Genomic DNA, 14,395 nt, shown 5'->3' with positions numbered 1-14,395 from the left:
GCCGAACCCCTCTTGGCGCGCGGTTCGTTCGTCCTCCGTTCGTTCACCCGCCCGCGTCGGGAATCGTGCTGGGACCGGCAGAGAAGTAGTACTGGCAGGGACTTGCTGCCGACGCGGGCCGCGAAGGGAGGACGAACATGGTTGTGGGCCGGGCGTGGCGATCTGGGCTGGGGGCCCAGGACGTCGCCGTCTGGGGTGGCTACGCGGGCCAGGACGAACAGCAGGTCCGAGAGCCGGTTGAGGTACTTTGCCGCCAGGATTTTGGTCCGCCCGCCGATTGCCAAGATTCTCGAGAGGGGTCATTAGTGCGATCCACTGGTTTGGCCGCACTGGAACGAGCGCTGCTGGGAGGTTTGCTTCTCGTTGGCGTCTACGTTGGCGTCAGGGCGACGAGCGTGCTTCCGGTTGTCGTTGTCAGGCCGGCCGGAACGGGACTGTTGGTGGTTTTCTCAATCGCCTTCTTCGCCTATCTGATACTTGGCGGCCTTTCTCGGATGATTGAGCCGCGAGAGGATCGCGGTGAAGCGTCTCTGTCGATAGCGGGGATCGGTGGTCGACTGACGCTCGGGTTCCTGGCCTTCGGGTGGGCGCTCAACCTAGTTGAAGCATTTGCTGAACCGGACGAGGTGCCGGTATGGGCGGACGTCGCTGGTTGGGTTGACGCCGCAGGGTTCTCAATCGGGCTCTTCGGGTACTTGATGGCCCGAATTTTCCCACGCAAGACCGTTTGATTTTGTGAGGACATGTCGGGGCTTGACCGGTGACGGGTCAGCCCCGACATGCCTTTGCTGGCCGTACGGGCGCGGATCGCCAATTCAGCCGTTGGCGCCGGGCTTCCACAGGACGTCGCCGTCGGGGTTGGCTACGCGGGCCAGGACGAACAGCAGGTCCGAAAGCCGGTTGAGGTACTTGGCCGCCAGGATGTTGGTCCGCTCCGCGTCGTCCGCCAGCAAGGCCCACGCGTTGCGTTCGGCGCGGCGGGCGACGGTGCGGGCGACGTGTAGCAGGGCCGCGCCGGGGGTGCCGCCGGGGAGGATGAAGGAGTTGAGCTTCGACAGGCGGTCGTTGAACTCGTCGATCCAGCCCTCAAGCCGAGTCACGTAAGCCTCGGTGATCCGCAAAGCCGGGTACGGCGGGTCCGGCACGATCGGGGTGCACAGGTCCGCGCCGACGTCGAAGAGGTCGTTCTGGACTGCGCGGAGCACGTCGGCGACGTCGTCGGCCAGGTTGCCCAGAGCCAGCGCCACGCCGATGGAGGAGTTGGCCTCGTCGACGTCCGCGTACGCAGCCAGACGCACCGACGTCTTGGGGACTCGGGAGCCGTCGCCGAGCGCTGTGGAGCCGTTGTCGCCGACCTTTGTGTAAACCCGCGTGATGTGCACCGACATATGGCCAGCCTAGTGATGCCCCGGTCAGGCCACCCGACCGCCGCAGGGGCATCATTGCGTCCGTGACAGAGCACTTCCAGGTTCACGGCGGCGCCCGGCTCGTCGGTGAAGTCGAAGTTGTCGGGGCCAAGAACAGCGTGCTCAAGCTGATGGCGGCCGCGTTACTCGCCGAGGGGACCACGACCCTCACCAACTGTCCCGAGATCCTCGACGTCCCCCTGATGGCCGACGTCCTGCGGAGCCTTGGGTGCGAGGTCACCCTCGACGGTGACACCGCCGTCATCACCACCCCCGCCGAACTGAACCACCGCGCCGACTCGCCATCGATGGGCAAGCTGCGGGCGAGTGTCTGCGTGCTCGGCCCGCTCGTCGGACGCTGCAAGCGCGCGGTCGTGGCGCTGCCCGGTGGCGACGCGATCGGGTCGCGGCCGCTGGACATGCACCAGAACGGGCTGCGGCAGCTGGGCGCGACCAGCGAGATCGAGCACGGGTGTGTCGTTGCCGAGGCCGAGGGGCTGCACGGCGCGCAGATCTGGCTCGACTTCCCCAGTGTCGGCGCCACCGAGAACATCCTGATGGCGGCCGTGCTGGCCAACGGCGTCACGGTGATCGACAACGCGGCGCGCGAGCCCGAGATCGTCGATCTGTGCCTGATGCTGCAGCAGATGGGCGCCAAGATCGAGGGCGCGGGCACCTCCACGCTGACCGTGCACGGCGTCGACTCGCTCAAGCCGACCGAGCACCGGGTCGTCGGGGACCGGATCGTGGGCGCGACCTGGGCGTTCGCCGCCGCGATGACGCAGGGCGACATCACCGTCAAGGGCGTCAACCCGCACCACCTCGACCTTGTCCTGGAGAAGCTGCGCACGGCGGGCGCCGAGATCACCACCTACGACGACGGGTTCCGGGTCGTCCAGCACGACCGGCCAACGGCGGTCGACTTCGTGACGCTGCCCTACCCGGGCTTCGCCACCGACCTCCAGCCCTTCGCCATCGCGATGACCACCATCGCCGACGGCACGTCGATGATCACCGAGAACCTGTTCGAGGCCCGCTTCCGCTTCGTCGAGGAGATGGTCCGACTCGGCGCCGACGCGCGCACCGACGGCCACCACGCGGTGGTTCGCGGGGTCGAGCGGCTGTCCTCCGCGCCGGTGTGGGCCTCGGACATCCGCGCGGGCGTCGGCCTGGTCCTGGCCGGTCTGCGGGCCGACGGGGTCACCGAGGTGTGGGACGTCTTCCACATCGACCGCGGCTACCCGATGTTCGTGGAGAACATGCAGCGCCTCGGCGCCGACGTCCGCCGCGTCGACGCCGAACCCCTCCGCTAGCGGACAGTCACCGGTATCCGCTGGGCCATGTTGTTCGTCATGCCCAGCGTGTTCCACGGCTGCTCGACGGGCTGTGTCACGCCCTCGGCGGTCGCGCGCGCCATGAGCACCGTGTCGCCGGGTGACGCCGCCCAGCGCAGGCTCCACGACCGCCACGCGTAGCGGGAGCCTGCCCCGCCCAGGTCCGCGTCCGCCCAGGTCAGGCCGTTGTCGACGCTCACCTCCACCCGTGACACCACACCCGTGCCGCACCAGGCCCGGCCGAACAGGTCGACCGGTCCCGCCTCCACGATCCGCCGCCGGGTCATGAAGGCCGGGAACCCCGGCGGCACCATCAGCGCGCGCGGCTTGATCCGGGTGACCGGCTCGCCGTGGGACTCCCGGTCGGCCTTGATCCGATAGGCGACCTCGTTCTGGAACCCGGTGAACTTCTCCGCCAGCACCGTGATCCGGCTCAGCCACTTCACGCTCGCCATCCCGTACCAGCCGGGCACGATCAGCCGCGCGGGCGCGCCGTGCTGCGGCGGCAGCGGCTGGCCGTTCATCTCGTAGGCGACCAGCACGTCGGCCAGCTCGGTGACGGCCAGGCCACGTTGGTAGTCCTGCTCGACTCCTCGGTCGGACCCGTGGTCGAGGCCGGTGCACACCACGTCGACTGCGTCGTCGAGCAGGCCCGCGTCGGCCAGCAGGCCGACCAGCGGGGTGCCGGTCCAGCGGGCGGTGCCGACGGCCTCGTCCAGCCACGGCTGGCTCACCGGCCTTGGGTGCAGGCGGGCCCGGCCGTTGCCCGCGCACTCCAGTGTCACCGTGAGATCGACGCTCGGGCGGTCCCGGAGCGCGGCGAGGTCCAGTTCGAGCGGGGTGCGGACGCGGCCGTCGACGGCCAGCCGCCAGGTCGCCGAGTCGACGAACGGGATGTCGTAGTGGACCAGGACGTAGTGCAGTCCCGGCGGGGTGAGGTCGTAGCGCAGCGCTTCCAGCGGCATACCGTGGTTGCGCGCGGCGAGCCGCAGCTCGTCCAGCGAGATGCCCTCGTCCGGGTCGGCGATCCGTGACGCCTCGCCCGGACGGACGGTCGGCGTGGTCATGTGACCAGCATCTTCCCTCTAGCCGAAAGACGACAGGGGATTGCGTCGCGCATTCGGCGGGTAGCCGGTGTCGGGCCGTCCGGGTAGACATGGACCACCGATCCGCCGATGGAGGGGTACCGATGACTGCACGAGCACGGGCGTTATCAACAGCCTTGGTGTTGACGGTGGGGCTGATCGCCGCGCCGACAACCGCCAGTGCGACGCCCGGATTGGCCAAGGAACCGCTGGCCACGGGGTATGGCGGCGCCGTGGTCTCCGACACCGTGGAGGCGACGAAGGCGGGTATCGATGTGCTGCGCAGAGGCGGTACCGCCACTGACGCGGCCGTCGCGGTGGCCGCCACACTCGGTGTCACCGACCCGTTCATGGCGGGCCTCGGCGGCGGCGGGTTCTTCGTCCACTATGACGCGCGCACCGGCCGGGTCTCCACCATCGACGGCCGCGAGACGACGCCCGCCGCGGGCGACGCGCAGATGTTCATCGACCCGGCCACCGGCTCGCCGTACCCCTTCTTCAAGGCTGTGACCAGCGGTTTGTCCGTCGGCACGCCGGGCATGCTCGCCACCTGGGAGCGCGCGCTGCAGCGTTGGGGAACGATCAGCCTCAAGGAGGCGCTCAAGCCCGCCATCAAGGTCGCCGACAAGGGCTTCCCGCTCACCCCGGAGCTCCGCGCGGAGATCGTCGCCAACCAGGACCGCCTCAAGCAGTTCACCTCCAGCGCTGAGCTGTTCCTGCCCGGCGGCGCGGCTCCCGAGGTCGGCGCGCTGATGCGCAACCGCGACCTCGCGAACACCTACCGCGAGATCGCCAAGCACGGCACCCGCTCCTTCTACGGCGGCTCGATCGGTCGCGACATCGCCGCCGCGACCCAGAGCCCGCCGCTGGCCCCCGACGCCACGATCACCCCGCCGCCCGGCCGGATGACGGTCCAGGACCTGCGTGACTACCGCACCATCGACCGCGCGCCCACGCACGTCGGCTACCGCGGCTACGACGTCTACGGCATGGCTCCCAGCTCGTCCGGCGGCATCACCGTCGGCGAGGCGCTCAACATCCTCGAGACCTTCGAAGTCAACGGGATGACCCAGACCCAGGCGCTGCACCACTACCTGGAGGCCAGCAAGCTCGCCTTCGCCGACCGCAACCGCTACATCGGCGACCCCGCGTTCGTGAACGTCCCGCAGGACCGGCTTCTGTCCGACGCCTACGCCGCCCAGCGGGCCTGCCTCATCGACCCGACCAAGGTCCTGCCTGCCCCGACCGCCCCCGACGCGGGCTGCGTGGCCGCCACGGGCACGGCGTCGGCGGAGAACGAGGTGCACACCAACCACTTCGTCGTCTCCGACCGGCGCGGCAACGTCGTGTCCTACACCAACACCATCGAGCAGGTCGGCGGCAGCGCCATCGTGGTGCCCGGCCGCGGGTTCCTGCTCAACAACGAGCTGACCGACTTCAACTTCACCCCGACCCAGGGCAGCGCCCCCGACCCGAACCTGGCCGCGCCGGGCAAGCGGCCGCGGTCGAGCATGTCGCCGACGATCGTGCTCAAGGACGGAAAGCCGTTCCTGGCGCTGGGGTCGCCGGGTGGGTCGACGATCATCACCACCGTCCTGCAGATCTTGCTCAACCGGATCGACCTGGGCATGAACCTGCGTGACGCGGTCTGGGCGCCGCGTGCGACCCAGCGCAACACGGCGTCCACGGTGGCCGAGCCCGGGTTCATCGCCGCGGCGGACGGACTGCGCGCGCTGGGGCACACGTTCACCCAGCAGCAGTTCATCGGCGCGGCGGCGACCATCGAGTTCCTGCCTCGCGGCAAGGTCCAGGCCGTCGGCGAGCAGGTCCGCCGCGGCGGCACGTCAGCCGCGGTCGTCTTCCCGGCCCGATAGGAGACCTGAGCCCGTGCCCCCGACTCCGGGGGCACGGGCTCAGTCGGGATGCTTGCGCAGCAACGTGTCTATCGCCATGCGTTCATCGACGGGGAAGACCAGCACCCGGAACCCGGCGCCGTCGTCGGCGGGCACCGTCGTGGCCCGGATGCCCGCGTCCTGGAGTTCCTGTTCGACCAGCCGGGCGGCGTCGGAACTGGGGACCTTCGCGACCTCGCGCAGCAGGCCGTAGTCCTTGCGCCGGTCGCTGTCGGGGCCCAGGCCCCACCGGATGATGCCGCCGATCAGCCCGACGACCAGGAGCGCCACCAAGATCAGATACGGCGCGGGCAGGTCCATGCCCCCATCATCTCGCGCCTGCCTCCGGATGTCTCCCCGCTCACATCGCCGATTACGCCATTGTGGCGAATCCGATCGCGCGAATGGCCCCCGGATATAGGTTCGCCACGGTTCCTGGGGAGGGCGAATTGCGCAGCGACAACCGGCCGTACCTGGCCCCTGTGGATCATTTGCGCGCGGTCGCGGTGTTGTTGGTCATTCTCTTCCACGGTGCGCAGGTGCTGGGTGCCCATATAGGCTTCGGTCGGCCTTTCAACGGCCAGACCGACTGGCCGACGTCGGTCAATCCGTTGAGCACGATCATTTTCGAGGGGCACACCGGCGTCAGCCTGTTCATGGTCCTGAGCGGGTTCATCTTCACGGTGGGCACCTTCGGCCACGACGTCTCGTTCCGGCACTTCATGGCCAACCGGCTGCTGCGCATCTATCCGTTGTTCCTGCTGCTGGTGGTGCTCGCGATCGCCGCGAGCCCGCAGTCGTTCACCTTTCTCGGATTCCTGCAGACCCTGGTCGGCCTGGGCAATCTGCCCGGCGGCCTGATATTGGCGAATATCAGTTCCGGGGTGCTGTGAGCGCCAATCCGACCACGCTCGACACGCTCTATTACAATCTGGCCGGGCGAATCGATCAGTTCCTCCTCGGCATGATCGCCGCGTGGCTGTTCATCCGCCACCGCCACCGCGAGCGCTTCCGCGGCTGGTGGAAGGTCGGTGTCGCCGGGACCGCCGCGGTCGCGATGCTCTGGGTGTTCAACCAGGTCGGCGGGTTCAACGCCAACGGCGCGTGGCGCCTGGCGTGGGTCGACATCGAGGGCGGGGTGTGGGCGCTGGTCGTGCTGACCTACGTGACGACCTGCCAGTCGACCGGCCTGGCGGCGCCGACCGTGGCGCGGTTCGGCGAACTGAGCTTCTCCGCCTACCTGCTGCACATGCTCGTTGTGGAGACACTGATCCGCAGGCGGTGGTGGATCGAGGTGCCGGGACTGGGCGGCATGGAGAACGCGATGCTCACCACGGTGCTGATCGTCCTGCCGGTGCTCACCGTGGTCTCGATGCTGTCCTATCACGGCATCGAGCGCCCATTCCTCCGGTTCCGGGTGAAGTACCTGGACCTGCATGCCTTGCCGCCGCTCGATCGGCCCGTTCGGCTGCCCGCCCAGCACGCCAAGGTCTAGATCATCTAGTCCCAGTTATACCGTTTTGGCGGTTATGGGCGGATCACTCGACGCGGTTCACTGGTGACCGGACCGAGTTCCGGGAGGTGCGTCGATGACGACCACGGCCGACACAGGCAAAGACCTCGTCCGTTCCTACCTCTTCCTGCGGCGCGCGGTCGGGTTGATCGGGCTGGCGCTGCCGCCGGTGCTGATAATCGGGAAGCTGCTGATCGAGGGCCCCGGCCTGCTCAACTCGATCAGCGGCTACTACTACACCGAGATGCGCGACGTGTATGTCGGCGCGATGTGCGCGGTCGGGGTGTTCCTGTTGTCCTACAAGGGACATCGCCGGATAGACGACCTCGTCGGCAACCTCGCCGCGATCTCCGCGATCGGCGTGGCCCTGTTCCCGACGTCGCCGACCGGCGGCCCGAACGTCGCCGCGGGCGACGACCAGACCCTCGGGTTCATCCACGTGGGATTCGCGGCGGTGTTCTTCGTGTCCCTGGCGGTGTTCTGCTTCCTGTTCACCCGCGACGACAAGGAGAGCCCGGCTGCCCGAAAGTCCACTCGCAACAAACTCTATGTCGCCTGCGGGGTGACGATTCTGGCCTGCCTGGCCCTGATCGTCGTGTTCGGCTACCTCCTCGACGCCGAGACCAAGTCGCTGCACCCGGCCCTGTGGCTGGAGTCGGCCGCGGTGCTGGCCTTCGGTATCGCGTGGCTCACCAAGGGCCGGGCGATCGCCCCACTCAACGGCTGAGAGCGAACTAGGCACCCCCGCGCGAACGGCGGGCTTGAGAATCGGGGACCCGGGTGAGAGGTTCTCACTGTCAACTCGGGCTTTCCGGGCGTCGGGGGTGCGTGGTGCGTGGCGCGTCGAGCAAGCGGTTCGTTCGGGTCGGGCGTTCGGCCGAGTTGGGCGACGCCATCGATCAGCTGGGGATCCGTCGCGACCGACCGGTGCTCGTGCTTGTCGGCGGCGCCGCGGGGGTCACCGCCGAGGAACTGCTCGCGGTGGACCTGATGCTGCGGGAGACGGTCGTTCCGCTGCTGTCCGAACTCGACGCCGCGGTGGTCTACGGCGCGACCGACTCCGGGGTGATGCGCGCGGTCGGCCGGGCCCGCTTCGCCGCCGATGCCCGGTTTCCCCTGGTCGGTGTGGCCGCGACCGGCACGGTGGCCGCGCCGGGTATGGGCGCCGAGCCGCTGGATCCGCACCACACGCACCTGATCCTGGTCCCCGGACAGACCTGGGGGGACGAATCGCCGTGGCTGGCCGCGGCCGCCGAGGCGATCGCCCGCGACCGACCGTCGGTGACCCTGGTGATCAACGGCGGCGCGATCACCTACGCCGACATCGACGCGAGCCTGCTGGCTGACCGGCCGGTCGTGGTGGTGGCGGGAACGGGCCGGGCCGCCGACGAGATCGCGGCCGCGGCGGCCGGTCTGCCCGCTGATCCGCGCGCGGCGCTCGCCGCCGCCGCCCCGCTCACCCGGATCGTCGATCTCGCCCTTCCAGCCGTCGTGGCCCGAACGATCGAGTCCTTCCTCGCCGGTAGGACCACTTGACCGTAACGGGTCAGTCGCTTTGAGCGATCGTCTTGGTGCGGATCATCCGTCTGTTCGACGCTGACCTCGAGCGGAGGAGCTTGAAGATGGCGCCGTCGCTGTTCGTCCGTTTTCCTTCGCTGCGCGCGCCGAGATCCTCTGGAGAGGTCATCCCCGTCGAGTCGCGGGCGCGGTACGCGGCGCTCGCGTCCGATTTCGCTGTGCTCGACCGGCTGGTCGCGCCCGCGTTCCGTGCGTCGGACCTGGCCGCGCTGAGCCACCAGAACCGGTACCGGCGCCAGCAGGTGACGATCCTGCTCGGGTCGGTCGTGGCCAGTGGACTCGGCGGGCTGCAGGCGGTGTTCGCCGAGCAGCGCTGGCCCGGCCTGCTGCTCGCCGCACTGGGCATCGCGTTGGCCGCGAGCAGCCGGGTGACCAGCGAGCTGAACGCGCAGAGCGACTACCTCGGCGAGCGGGTCAAGGCGGAACGGTTGCGCGCCTTGCACTTCCGGTTCCTGTCCCGGACCGGACCGTTCGCTGAGAACGACCGGGCGAGCGCGCTGCGCCGGGCCGTCGTGGCCATCGAGTCCGGGCGGGAGCCCTGATGACCGATCGCGCCACGCAGTTCCACGCGCTCTACCGCGACCTGAGGATCCGCGACCAGAAGCGGTACTACGAGGACCGGCGCGACGAGTATCGCCGGGCGCACCGACAGGTTCTGGTCGTGCGCAACGCGCTGTTGGTCAGTGCCGCGCTCGCGGGCGCCGCGGGTCAGGTGACCAGCGGCACGGCGCGCGCCGCGCTCGCGGTCGGGGCATCGGTCCTGGCCGCGCTGGCGGGCGCGGTGACCGCCTTCGAGGCGCTGATCGGGTTCCCCCGGCTGGCCAAGCTGTACGCCGACGCCGGGGTCAACCTGGCCGAGGCCGAGATCGATTGGGACGACCAGGACCCGCACACCGATCTGGTCGAGAGTCTGCACCGGGTCGAGCTGGTCTTCCGCAAGGAGAACGGCCAGTGGGGCCAGCTCGTGGTCGAGGCGGGGTCGGTCGCGCGCGACGACCGCCCGGTGTCGGACGGGCCGGTCGGAACCCAGGTCTGATCAGGTGAGCGAAGGAAACGCAGGGACGTGACGTGACCATCTTCGTCAGCTACACCAGGATCGACCAGGCCGTGGTGAACGGCCTGCGGGAGGACCTCGTCGGGCGCCTTGGCAGGCAGGTCTGGATGGACCGCGAGATCCACGGCGGCGAACAGTGGTGGCGAGAGATCATCAGCACCATCCAGCGTTCCCGGGTGTTCGTGTTCGCACTGTCCAAGGACTCCTGGAGGTCGCAGCCCTGCCAGCGGGAACTCGGCTACGCCAAGGACCTGGGGATCCCGGTGCTGCCCGTCCAGGTCGGCCCGCTGCCGAACATCCGCATCCCGATGATGGAAACGCAGATCGTCGACTACCGGCAGCGGACCGCCGACGCGGCGTTCGAGCTGGTCGCCGCCCTGGACGACCTGACCGCTCGCCCGCTGGTCCTGCCGAGTCCGCTGCCGCAGCCGCCCGCCGTGCCGTTCGAGTACCTGTACCGGATCGCCGAGGTGCTCGGCCCGAAGGCGATCGGGCCGGATCGCCAGGAGGAGGTCATCCGGGAGCTGGCCCGCCACCTCAAGCGGGAGCCTGACGAGGTCGCCCGAGCCGACATCGTCAAGCTGCTGCGCGAGTTCCGGGAACGCAACGAGCTCACCATCGGCAACGCCAAGGACATCGACGAGATCCTGGTCGGGATCGAGGCCAAGGTGTCCGCGCCGCAGGACGGGGCGACCCGGCTGCCGCCGACCGAACATTGGCGCCGGGGCGCACCCGACCGGCCTGCCCCGCCAGAGCCCACAGTCCCAGAGCCCACAGTCCCACCCGAGCCCACGGTCGCTCCCGAGCCCACGGTCCCACGCGAGTCGACGGTCCAGCCGGAGTCCACTGTGCGGCCGGAGTCCTCGGCGGCGCCGGGATCCACTGTTCCGCCCGCGGCCGCTGGTCAGCAGAAGCGCGTGGTCTGGCCGGACACCGCGGGCCGGTCTGTCTCCTCGGAACCCGTCGGTCCGCCGCCCGCCGACCCACCGCGGTCCGCCGAAGCCGCCGATCTCAGCCGGGGCCCGGCACCCGCCCGTGGTGCCGTACCGACGCCGGAGTCCCGCGCGCCGTCATCCCCGTGGCCGAGCGCGCCGCCTGTGCCGTCGAATCCGTCGGACGCGGCCCCGGCTTGGCTGACCAGCATGGTGAACCGGGGCGGGCCTGCCCCGGCTCCGCCGAAGCCGCCGACGCCGTCGGCGTACACGGCCCAGTGGTGGGCGAAGGGCACCCCGCCCGGACCCGAGCCGGAACCCACGGCTCGGCCGATCCCGTCCACCCCGAGTCCCGCACGTGGTCGTGAGGACCGCATGGCCCTCGCGGGCGCGCTCCTCGGCGCGATGGGCGTCCCGTTCCTGTTCTATGCCACCGTGGACGCGGACTATGAGGGCTCGGTGCGCTTCTTGCAAACGATCATGCTGATCGTCGGCGGGCTTGGCCTGTCGCTCAGTGTGGTGTCGGCGACGAGAGGTGAGGCTCGGTCCCGGCTCGCGGTGGTGATCGCCGTTGTCGGGCTGGTCGGTGTGGTCACCTTCGCGATAGCGACTGGGCTGTTCTCCTAAGGGTCAGTCTCTGCGGGCCAGTCCGACGACGATCGTGATGACCATCGCGATCAGGCCGACTGCCGCCCCGATTCCGCCCGCACCTGAACCGCCGTCCATCCCCGCCACCGTGAGCAGGCCGCTGAGCAGGCCCACGGCGACGGCGACGGCGATGATGGCCCCCGTTGTGGGCCGTTTCCCGCTGGGCCGCGGCTGGAATGGCGCGCGCGGGCCAGGCACGGCGGGCGTGGGCACCTGGTCCTTCCACCAGTTGGCGGTCGGCGTTCGCGGGAGGACCGGTTGCTGTTCGGCGCGCGGCGGTGGGACCACCGGATCGGCCACCGGTGTGTGCGTCGCGGGCTGGGGGGCGGTGGGTGCCACCACCGTCGGCGTGCGTTCCCACCACGGCTTCTCCCTGGGCGCGAGCAGTTCGTCGAGGCCGCCGGTGGCGGTCCAGCCCGGCGCGCAGCACTGTTTGAGTCGGGCGGCGGCCTCGTCGACTTCCTCGTCGCGCAAGTCGGACAGGCGGGTCCAGGGCAGGGTGTCGAAGGGGGCGCGGAAGTCCTCGTCGTTGAACAGCAGGTTGTCCTCGGTGTTCAGTTCGCGCCACGGGTTCGGGTTCTTCGACAGGGCCAGCAGCGACACGTAGATCACCAGGCCGGAGAAGGTGTCCATCCAGCGGCCCCACGGGCGGTTCGGGGGCTGGTAGTTGCGGTGACCGGTCTCGCTCGGCGCCGCGTCGGCTGGGAATCGGGCGATCCACGAACAGTCGAAGTCGACCAGTCGCAGGTCGCCGCCGCTCTCGACCAGGACGTTGCCGTGCTGCAGGTCGCCGTGGGCGAAGTCGGCGCGCTGCAACCGGGTCACCAGGTCCCGCCAGGAATTGGCCAAAGTGGACAGTGACGCGGTGTCCCCGCGGTCGACGAGCCCGTCCACATGCAGGTTCAACGTGTGGCCCTCGACCCACTGCATCCGCACCACGGGCCACGTGGCGCCGTTGACCCGGATCCCGTCATCGATCCACTGCGGCATGGCCACCGTGCGCGCCAGGCCGCTGGCGGTGAAGTGGTCGTGCAGCGCGCCATAGCGCTCAGCGCTGGACGCGTCGGCCCTGGTGAAGAACCGCAGCGCCTGGGCCTCGCCGTCGCTCGTCGCCTTGAACACCACGGCGGTGCTGCCCTTGGCGGGCGACGGGACCCCGAACGTCGGGTGCACCACCATCCGCAGCCGCCGCAGCTCGTCGGTGGTGAACGAGTCGGTGCGCTGCACCGCTCTCATGTATTCGTCCGGACTCGGGTAGCGCGTCACAGACACACCGCCAGATGCGCGGGCCCCCACGCGTCCACCTGGACCCGGAGCAGGGTGACGTCGTCGTTGGTCATCGTGCCCGCCGCCCGGTGGTCGGCGACCAGCGCGCGAAAGGTGTCCGGGTGGTCCAGTCCGCCGAGGGTCGTCCACAGCCCGGCCGAGTCGCGGAGATCGGTCTGGATCATCCAGTGCGCGAAGGCGTCGGTCGCCGCGTACAGCAGGTCGCCGTCGGCCAGGTCGCCGAAGCCGAACTCGGCCCGGCCGATCATGTCGGCCAAGGCGCCGGGCCCGGTCGGCAGGCCGTCGGGGTTGAACCCGAACTCGTCTGGCCCGATCGCCGGGAACTGCGTGATCAAGGTGTTCGCCCGGACGTGGAACAGCACGGTGTCGCCGAGCGCGACCGCGGCCCAGTGCGGGCGCGGGCCGTCGAGGTCCCTGAGTTCGCAGCCGAGGAAAGTGGCGAACGATCCGACGGTCGCCAGCTTGTGCAATTCCAGGTCGGTGGCCCCGGCCAGCCGAGGGTCCTCGCGCCAGCTCTGCTGCATCCGGCGCGTCCAGCCGTCCAACGAGTCCCGGTCCAGTGTGGGCGGGTGCGCCTTGCCCTGGTCGACACCGACGAACCCGCAGACGAGTTGCTGGGCCCACCTGGCGGACCCGAATCCCTGGGTGGCCCCGTCCGCGACGGCGAACCGGTGACCCGACCCCGTGCGCGGATCGGCGGGCGCGGTGGCCACGCCGTCCTCCCACTCGAATTCGGCGTTGCCGTCCTTGGCCGCGTAGAACGCGACCTGCCAGGCGGTGATCAAGTCGACTCCCTACAGTGGACGGTCGGGGACCCTGGTGCCGATCTGCAGGACCTTGAGCAGGGTCGACCGGCCGACGTTGAACGCCAGTCCGCGCGCGCCCGGCCGCACGTCGTAGCCGTCCACCCTGGCGTTGTCGGCCATCGGCTTGGGCAGCACGCTGCTCAGGGCGAACAGGTCCGGTCCCGGATGCGGCAGCCCCGTCGGCTCGGCCGGGAAGACGATCTCGGGGACCTCCATCGGCGACAGGAACACGTTGAAGAACAGCGCTGGCCCGTCCGAGGTCTCGATCGCGGTCAGCCGCTTGACCCAGTCCTGGAGGGTGACCCCTTCGTATGGGCTGTCGGTGACCATGCCGTCGGTGATGTTGATGACGATCGGTGGGAACGAGTTCTGGTGGGCCTCGGCCCAGTCGAAGACATAACCGCCCGCGACCGCGACCGCCTGGCACATCGGCGTGCGGTGGCCGTGGACCGGGTCCACCCAGACCGGCATCTTCGCGCTGACCGGCATCACGTCGATGGAGGGCTCCTCCCGCACCGCCATCGGGTTGACCGCCAGCTCCGGCAACGGGACCAGACCGCGGTTGGCGAGCACCCCGCCGAACGCCGATTCCACGCCCTCGCCCGGCCTGGTCAAACAGGCGCCGTAGCTGAACACGCCGACATCGAAGTAGTGCCGGACCGGCGCGTTCACCTCGGACGTGGCCGTGATGCACATGTCGAGCAGGATGTTGTTGACCGCGAGCGCGGCGCCGACTGCCAGCGAGGCGCCAGTTTGCCCCCACGCCAGCTTCATCGAGTCCGACCGGTCCAGCAGGATGACCACACAGCCCGGGTGAGCCCGGGACACCGACTGCCCGTACATGCTCGAGACCACGTTCG

General features: G+C 69.7%; 16 protein-coding genes and 1 pseudogene. 10 read left to right on the top strand and 7 right to left on the bottom strand.

Translation table 11 applies throughout. The features are described 5' to 3' along the window. Nucleotides 1-176: 176 nt before the first annotated feature. Nucleotides 177-266, bottom strand: a pseudogene (locus tag BN1701_RS37395) (cob(I)yrinic acid a c-diamide adenosyltransferase); the annotation flags it as partial. A gap of 54 nt (nt 267-320) precedes the next feature. On the opposite strand from BN1701_RS37395, the gene BN1701_RS19305 reads away from it, so the two are divergent. Beyond that, entirely contained in the window at nt 321-731 is a 411-nt protein-coding gene (locus tag BN1701_RS19305; protein WP_157368076.1) for a hypothetical protein, read from the top strand. 84 nt (nt 732-815) lie between these two features. Here the strand turns inward: BN1701_RS19305 and BN1701_RS19300 are convergent, their stop codons facing one another. Further along, a complete protein-coding gene (locus tag BN1701_RS19300) occupies nt 816-1,388 on the bottom strand; it encodes a cob(I)yrinic acid a,c-diamide adenosyltransferase (RefSeq protein ID WP_054050829.1) in 573 nt (190 codons plus the stop codon). A 62-nt stretch (nt 1,389-1,450) separates the two neighbouring features. Between BN1701_RS19300 and murA the strand changes: the two genes are divergently transcribed. After that, a complete protein-coding gene (gene murA / locus BN1701_RS19295) occupies nt 1,451-2,719 on the top strand; it encodes a UDP-N-acetylglucosamine 1-carboxyvinyltransferase (RefSeq protein WP_054050827.1) in 1,269 nt (422 codons plus the stop codon). On the opposite strand, the gene BN1701_RS19290 is transcribed toward murA, so the two are convergent. Next, on the bottom strand, nt 2,716-3,807 hold the full coding sequence (locus BN1701_RS19290; RefSeq protein WP_054050826.1) for a sulfite oxidase: 1,092 nt from the start codon (nt 3,805-3,807) through the stop codon (nt 2,716-2,718). The two genes, murA and BN1701_RS19290, sit on opposite strands and share 4 nt — an antisense overlap. Before the next feature lie 122 nt (nt 3,808-3,929). On the opposite strand from BN1701_RS19290, the gene ggt reads away from it, so the two are divergent. Then, nucleotides 3,930-5,699 (top strand): gamma-glutamyltransferase, encoded by a 1,770-nt coding sequence (gene ggt, locus BN1701_RS19285; protein ID WP_054050824.1) that lies wholly within the window; start codon nt 3,930-3,932, stop codon nt 5,697-5,699. Nucleotides 5,700-5,738: 39 nt separating this feature from the next. Here the strand turns inward: ggt and BN1701_RS19280 are convergent, their stop codons facing one another. Next, nucleotides 5,739-6,038 carry a hypothetical protein gene (locus tag BN1701_RS19280; RefSeq protein ID WP_054050822.1) on the bottom strand — a complete coding sequence of 100 codons (300 nt, stop codon included), beginning with the start codon at nt 6,036-6,038 and terminating at the stop codon, nt 5,739-5,741. Nucleotides 6,039-6,166: 128 nt separating this feature from the next. Here BN1701_RS19280 and BN1701_RS19275 point away from each other — a divergent pair, with 128 nt between their 5' ends. From BN1701_RS19275 to BN1701_RS19245, 7 genes are all read left to right on the top strand, one after another. Further along, nucleotides 6,167-6,610 carry an acyltransferase gene (locus tag BN1701_RS19275; protein ID WP_054050820.1) on the top strand — a complete coding sequence of 148 codons (444 nt, stop codon included), beginning with the start codon at nt 6,167-6,169 and terminating at the stop codon, nt 6,608-6,610. Beyond that, nucleotides 6,607-7,212, top strand: a complete 606-nt coding sequence (locus BN1701_RS19270; RefSeq protein ID WP_054050817.1) for an acyltransferase — start codon at nt 6,607-6,609, stop codon at nt 7,210-7,212. The genes BN1701_RS19275 and BN1701_RS19270 overlap by 4 nt, the downstream gene beginning before the upstream one ends. Before the next feature lie 94 nt (nt 7,213-7,306). Next, complete coding sequence (locus BN1701_RS19265; protein ID WP_054050814.1) at nt 7,307-7,957, top strand: DUF998 domain-containing protein; 651 nt, start codon at nt 7,307-7,309, stop codon at nt 7,955-7,957. Nucleotides 7,958-8,061: 104 nt separating this feature from the next. Continuing rightward, on the top strand, nt 8,062-8,766 hold the full coding sequence (locus BN1701_RS19260) for a hypothetical protein (RefSeq protein ID WP_157368074.1): 705 nt from the start codon (nt 8,062-8,064) through the stop codon (nt 8,764-8,766). A gap of 86 nt (nt 8,767-8,852) precedes the next feature. Continuing rightward, the gene (locus BN1701_RS19255) at nt 8,853-9,350 is read left to right on the top strand and encodes a DUF4231 domain-containing protein (protein ID WP_157368073.1); all 498 of its coding nucleotides are present in this window, start codon (nt 8,853-8,855) and stop codon (nt 9,348-9,350) included. Continuing rightward, a complete protein-coding gene (locus BN1701_RS19250) occupies nt 9,350-9,844 on the top strand; it encodes an SLATT domain-containing protein (RefSeq protein WP_054050808.1) in 495 nt (164 codons plus the stop codon). The genes BN1701_RS19255 and BN1701_RS19250 overlap by 1 nt, the downstream gene beginning before the upstream one ends. 32 nt (nt 9,845-9,876) lie before the next feature. Further along, nucleotides 9,877-11,421, top strand: a complete 1,545-nt coding sequence (locus BN1701_RS19245) for a toll/interleukin-1 receptor domain-containing protein (protein ID WP_054050806.1) — start codon at nt 9,877-9,879, stop codon at nt 11,419-11,421. 3 nt (nt 11,422-11,424) lie between these two features. Here BN1701_RS19245 and BN1701_RS19240 read toward each other — a convergent pair whose 3' ends face one another. Genes BN1701_RS19240 through BN1701_RS19230 form a run of 3 tightly spaced genes read right to left on the bottom strand, consistent with a single transcriptional unit; the run spans nt 11,425 to nt 14,390 of the window. After that, complete coding sequence (locus tag BN1701_RS19240; protein ID WP_054050804.1) at nt 11,425-12,708, bottom strand: hypothetical protein; 1,284 nt, start codon at nt 12,706-12,708, stop codon at nt 11,425-11,427. After that, the gene (locus tag BN1701_RS19235) at nt 12,705-13,514 is read right to left on the bottom strand and encodes a hypothetical protein (RefSeq protein ID WP_054050802.1); all 810 of its coding nucleotides are present in this window, start codon (nt 13,512-13,514) and stop codon (nt 12,705-12,707) included. The genes BN1701_RS19240 and BN1701_RS19235 overlap by 4 nt, the downstream gene beginning before the upstream one ends. A gap of 9 nt (nt 13,515-13,523) precedes the next feature. Beyond that, nucleotides 13,524-14,390 carry a hypothetical protein gene (locus BN1701_RS19230; RefSeq protein WP_197672113.1) on the bottom strand — a complete coding sequence of 289 codons (867 nt, stop codon included), beginning with the start codon at nt 14,388-14,390 and terminating at the stop codon, nt 13,524-13,526. Between the last annotated feature and the right edge of the window lie 5 nt (nt 14,391-14,395).

Origin of the sequence: Alloactinosynnema sp. L-07 (assembly GCF_900070365.1) — a bacterium.
GTDB lineage: Bacteria > Actinomycetota > Actinomycetes > Mycobacteriales > Pseudonocardiaceae > Actinokineospora.
Note: the sequence above shows the minus strand (reverse complement) of the source record. Positions and strands in the feature narration are given on the sequence as shown.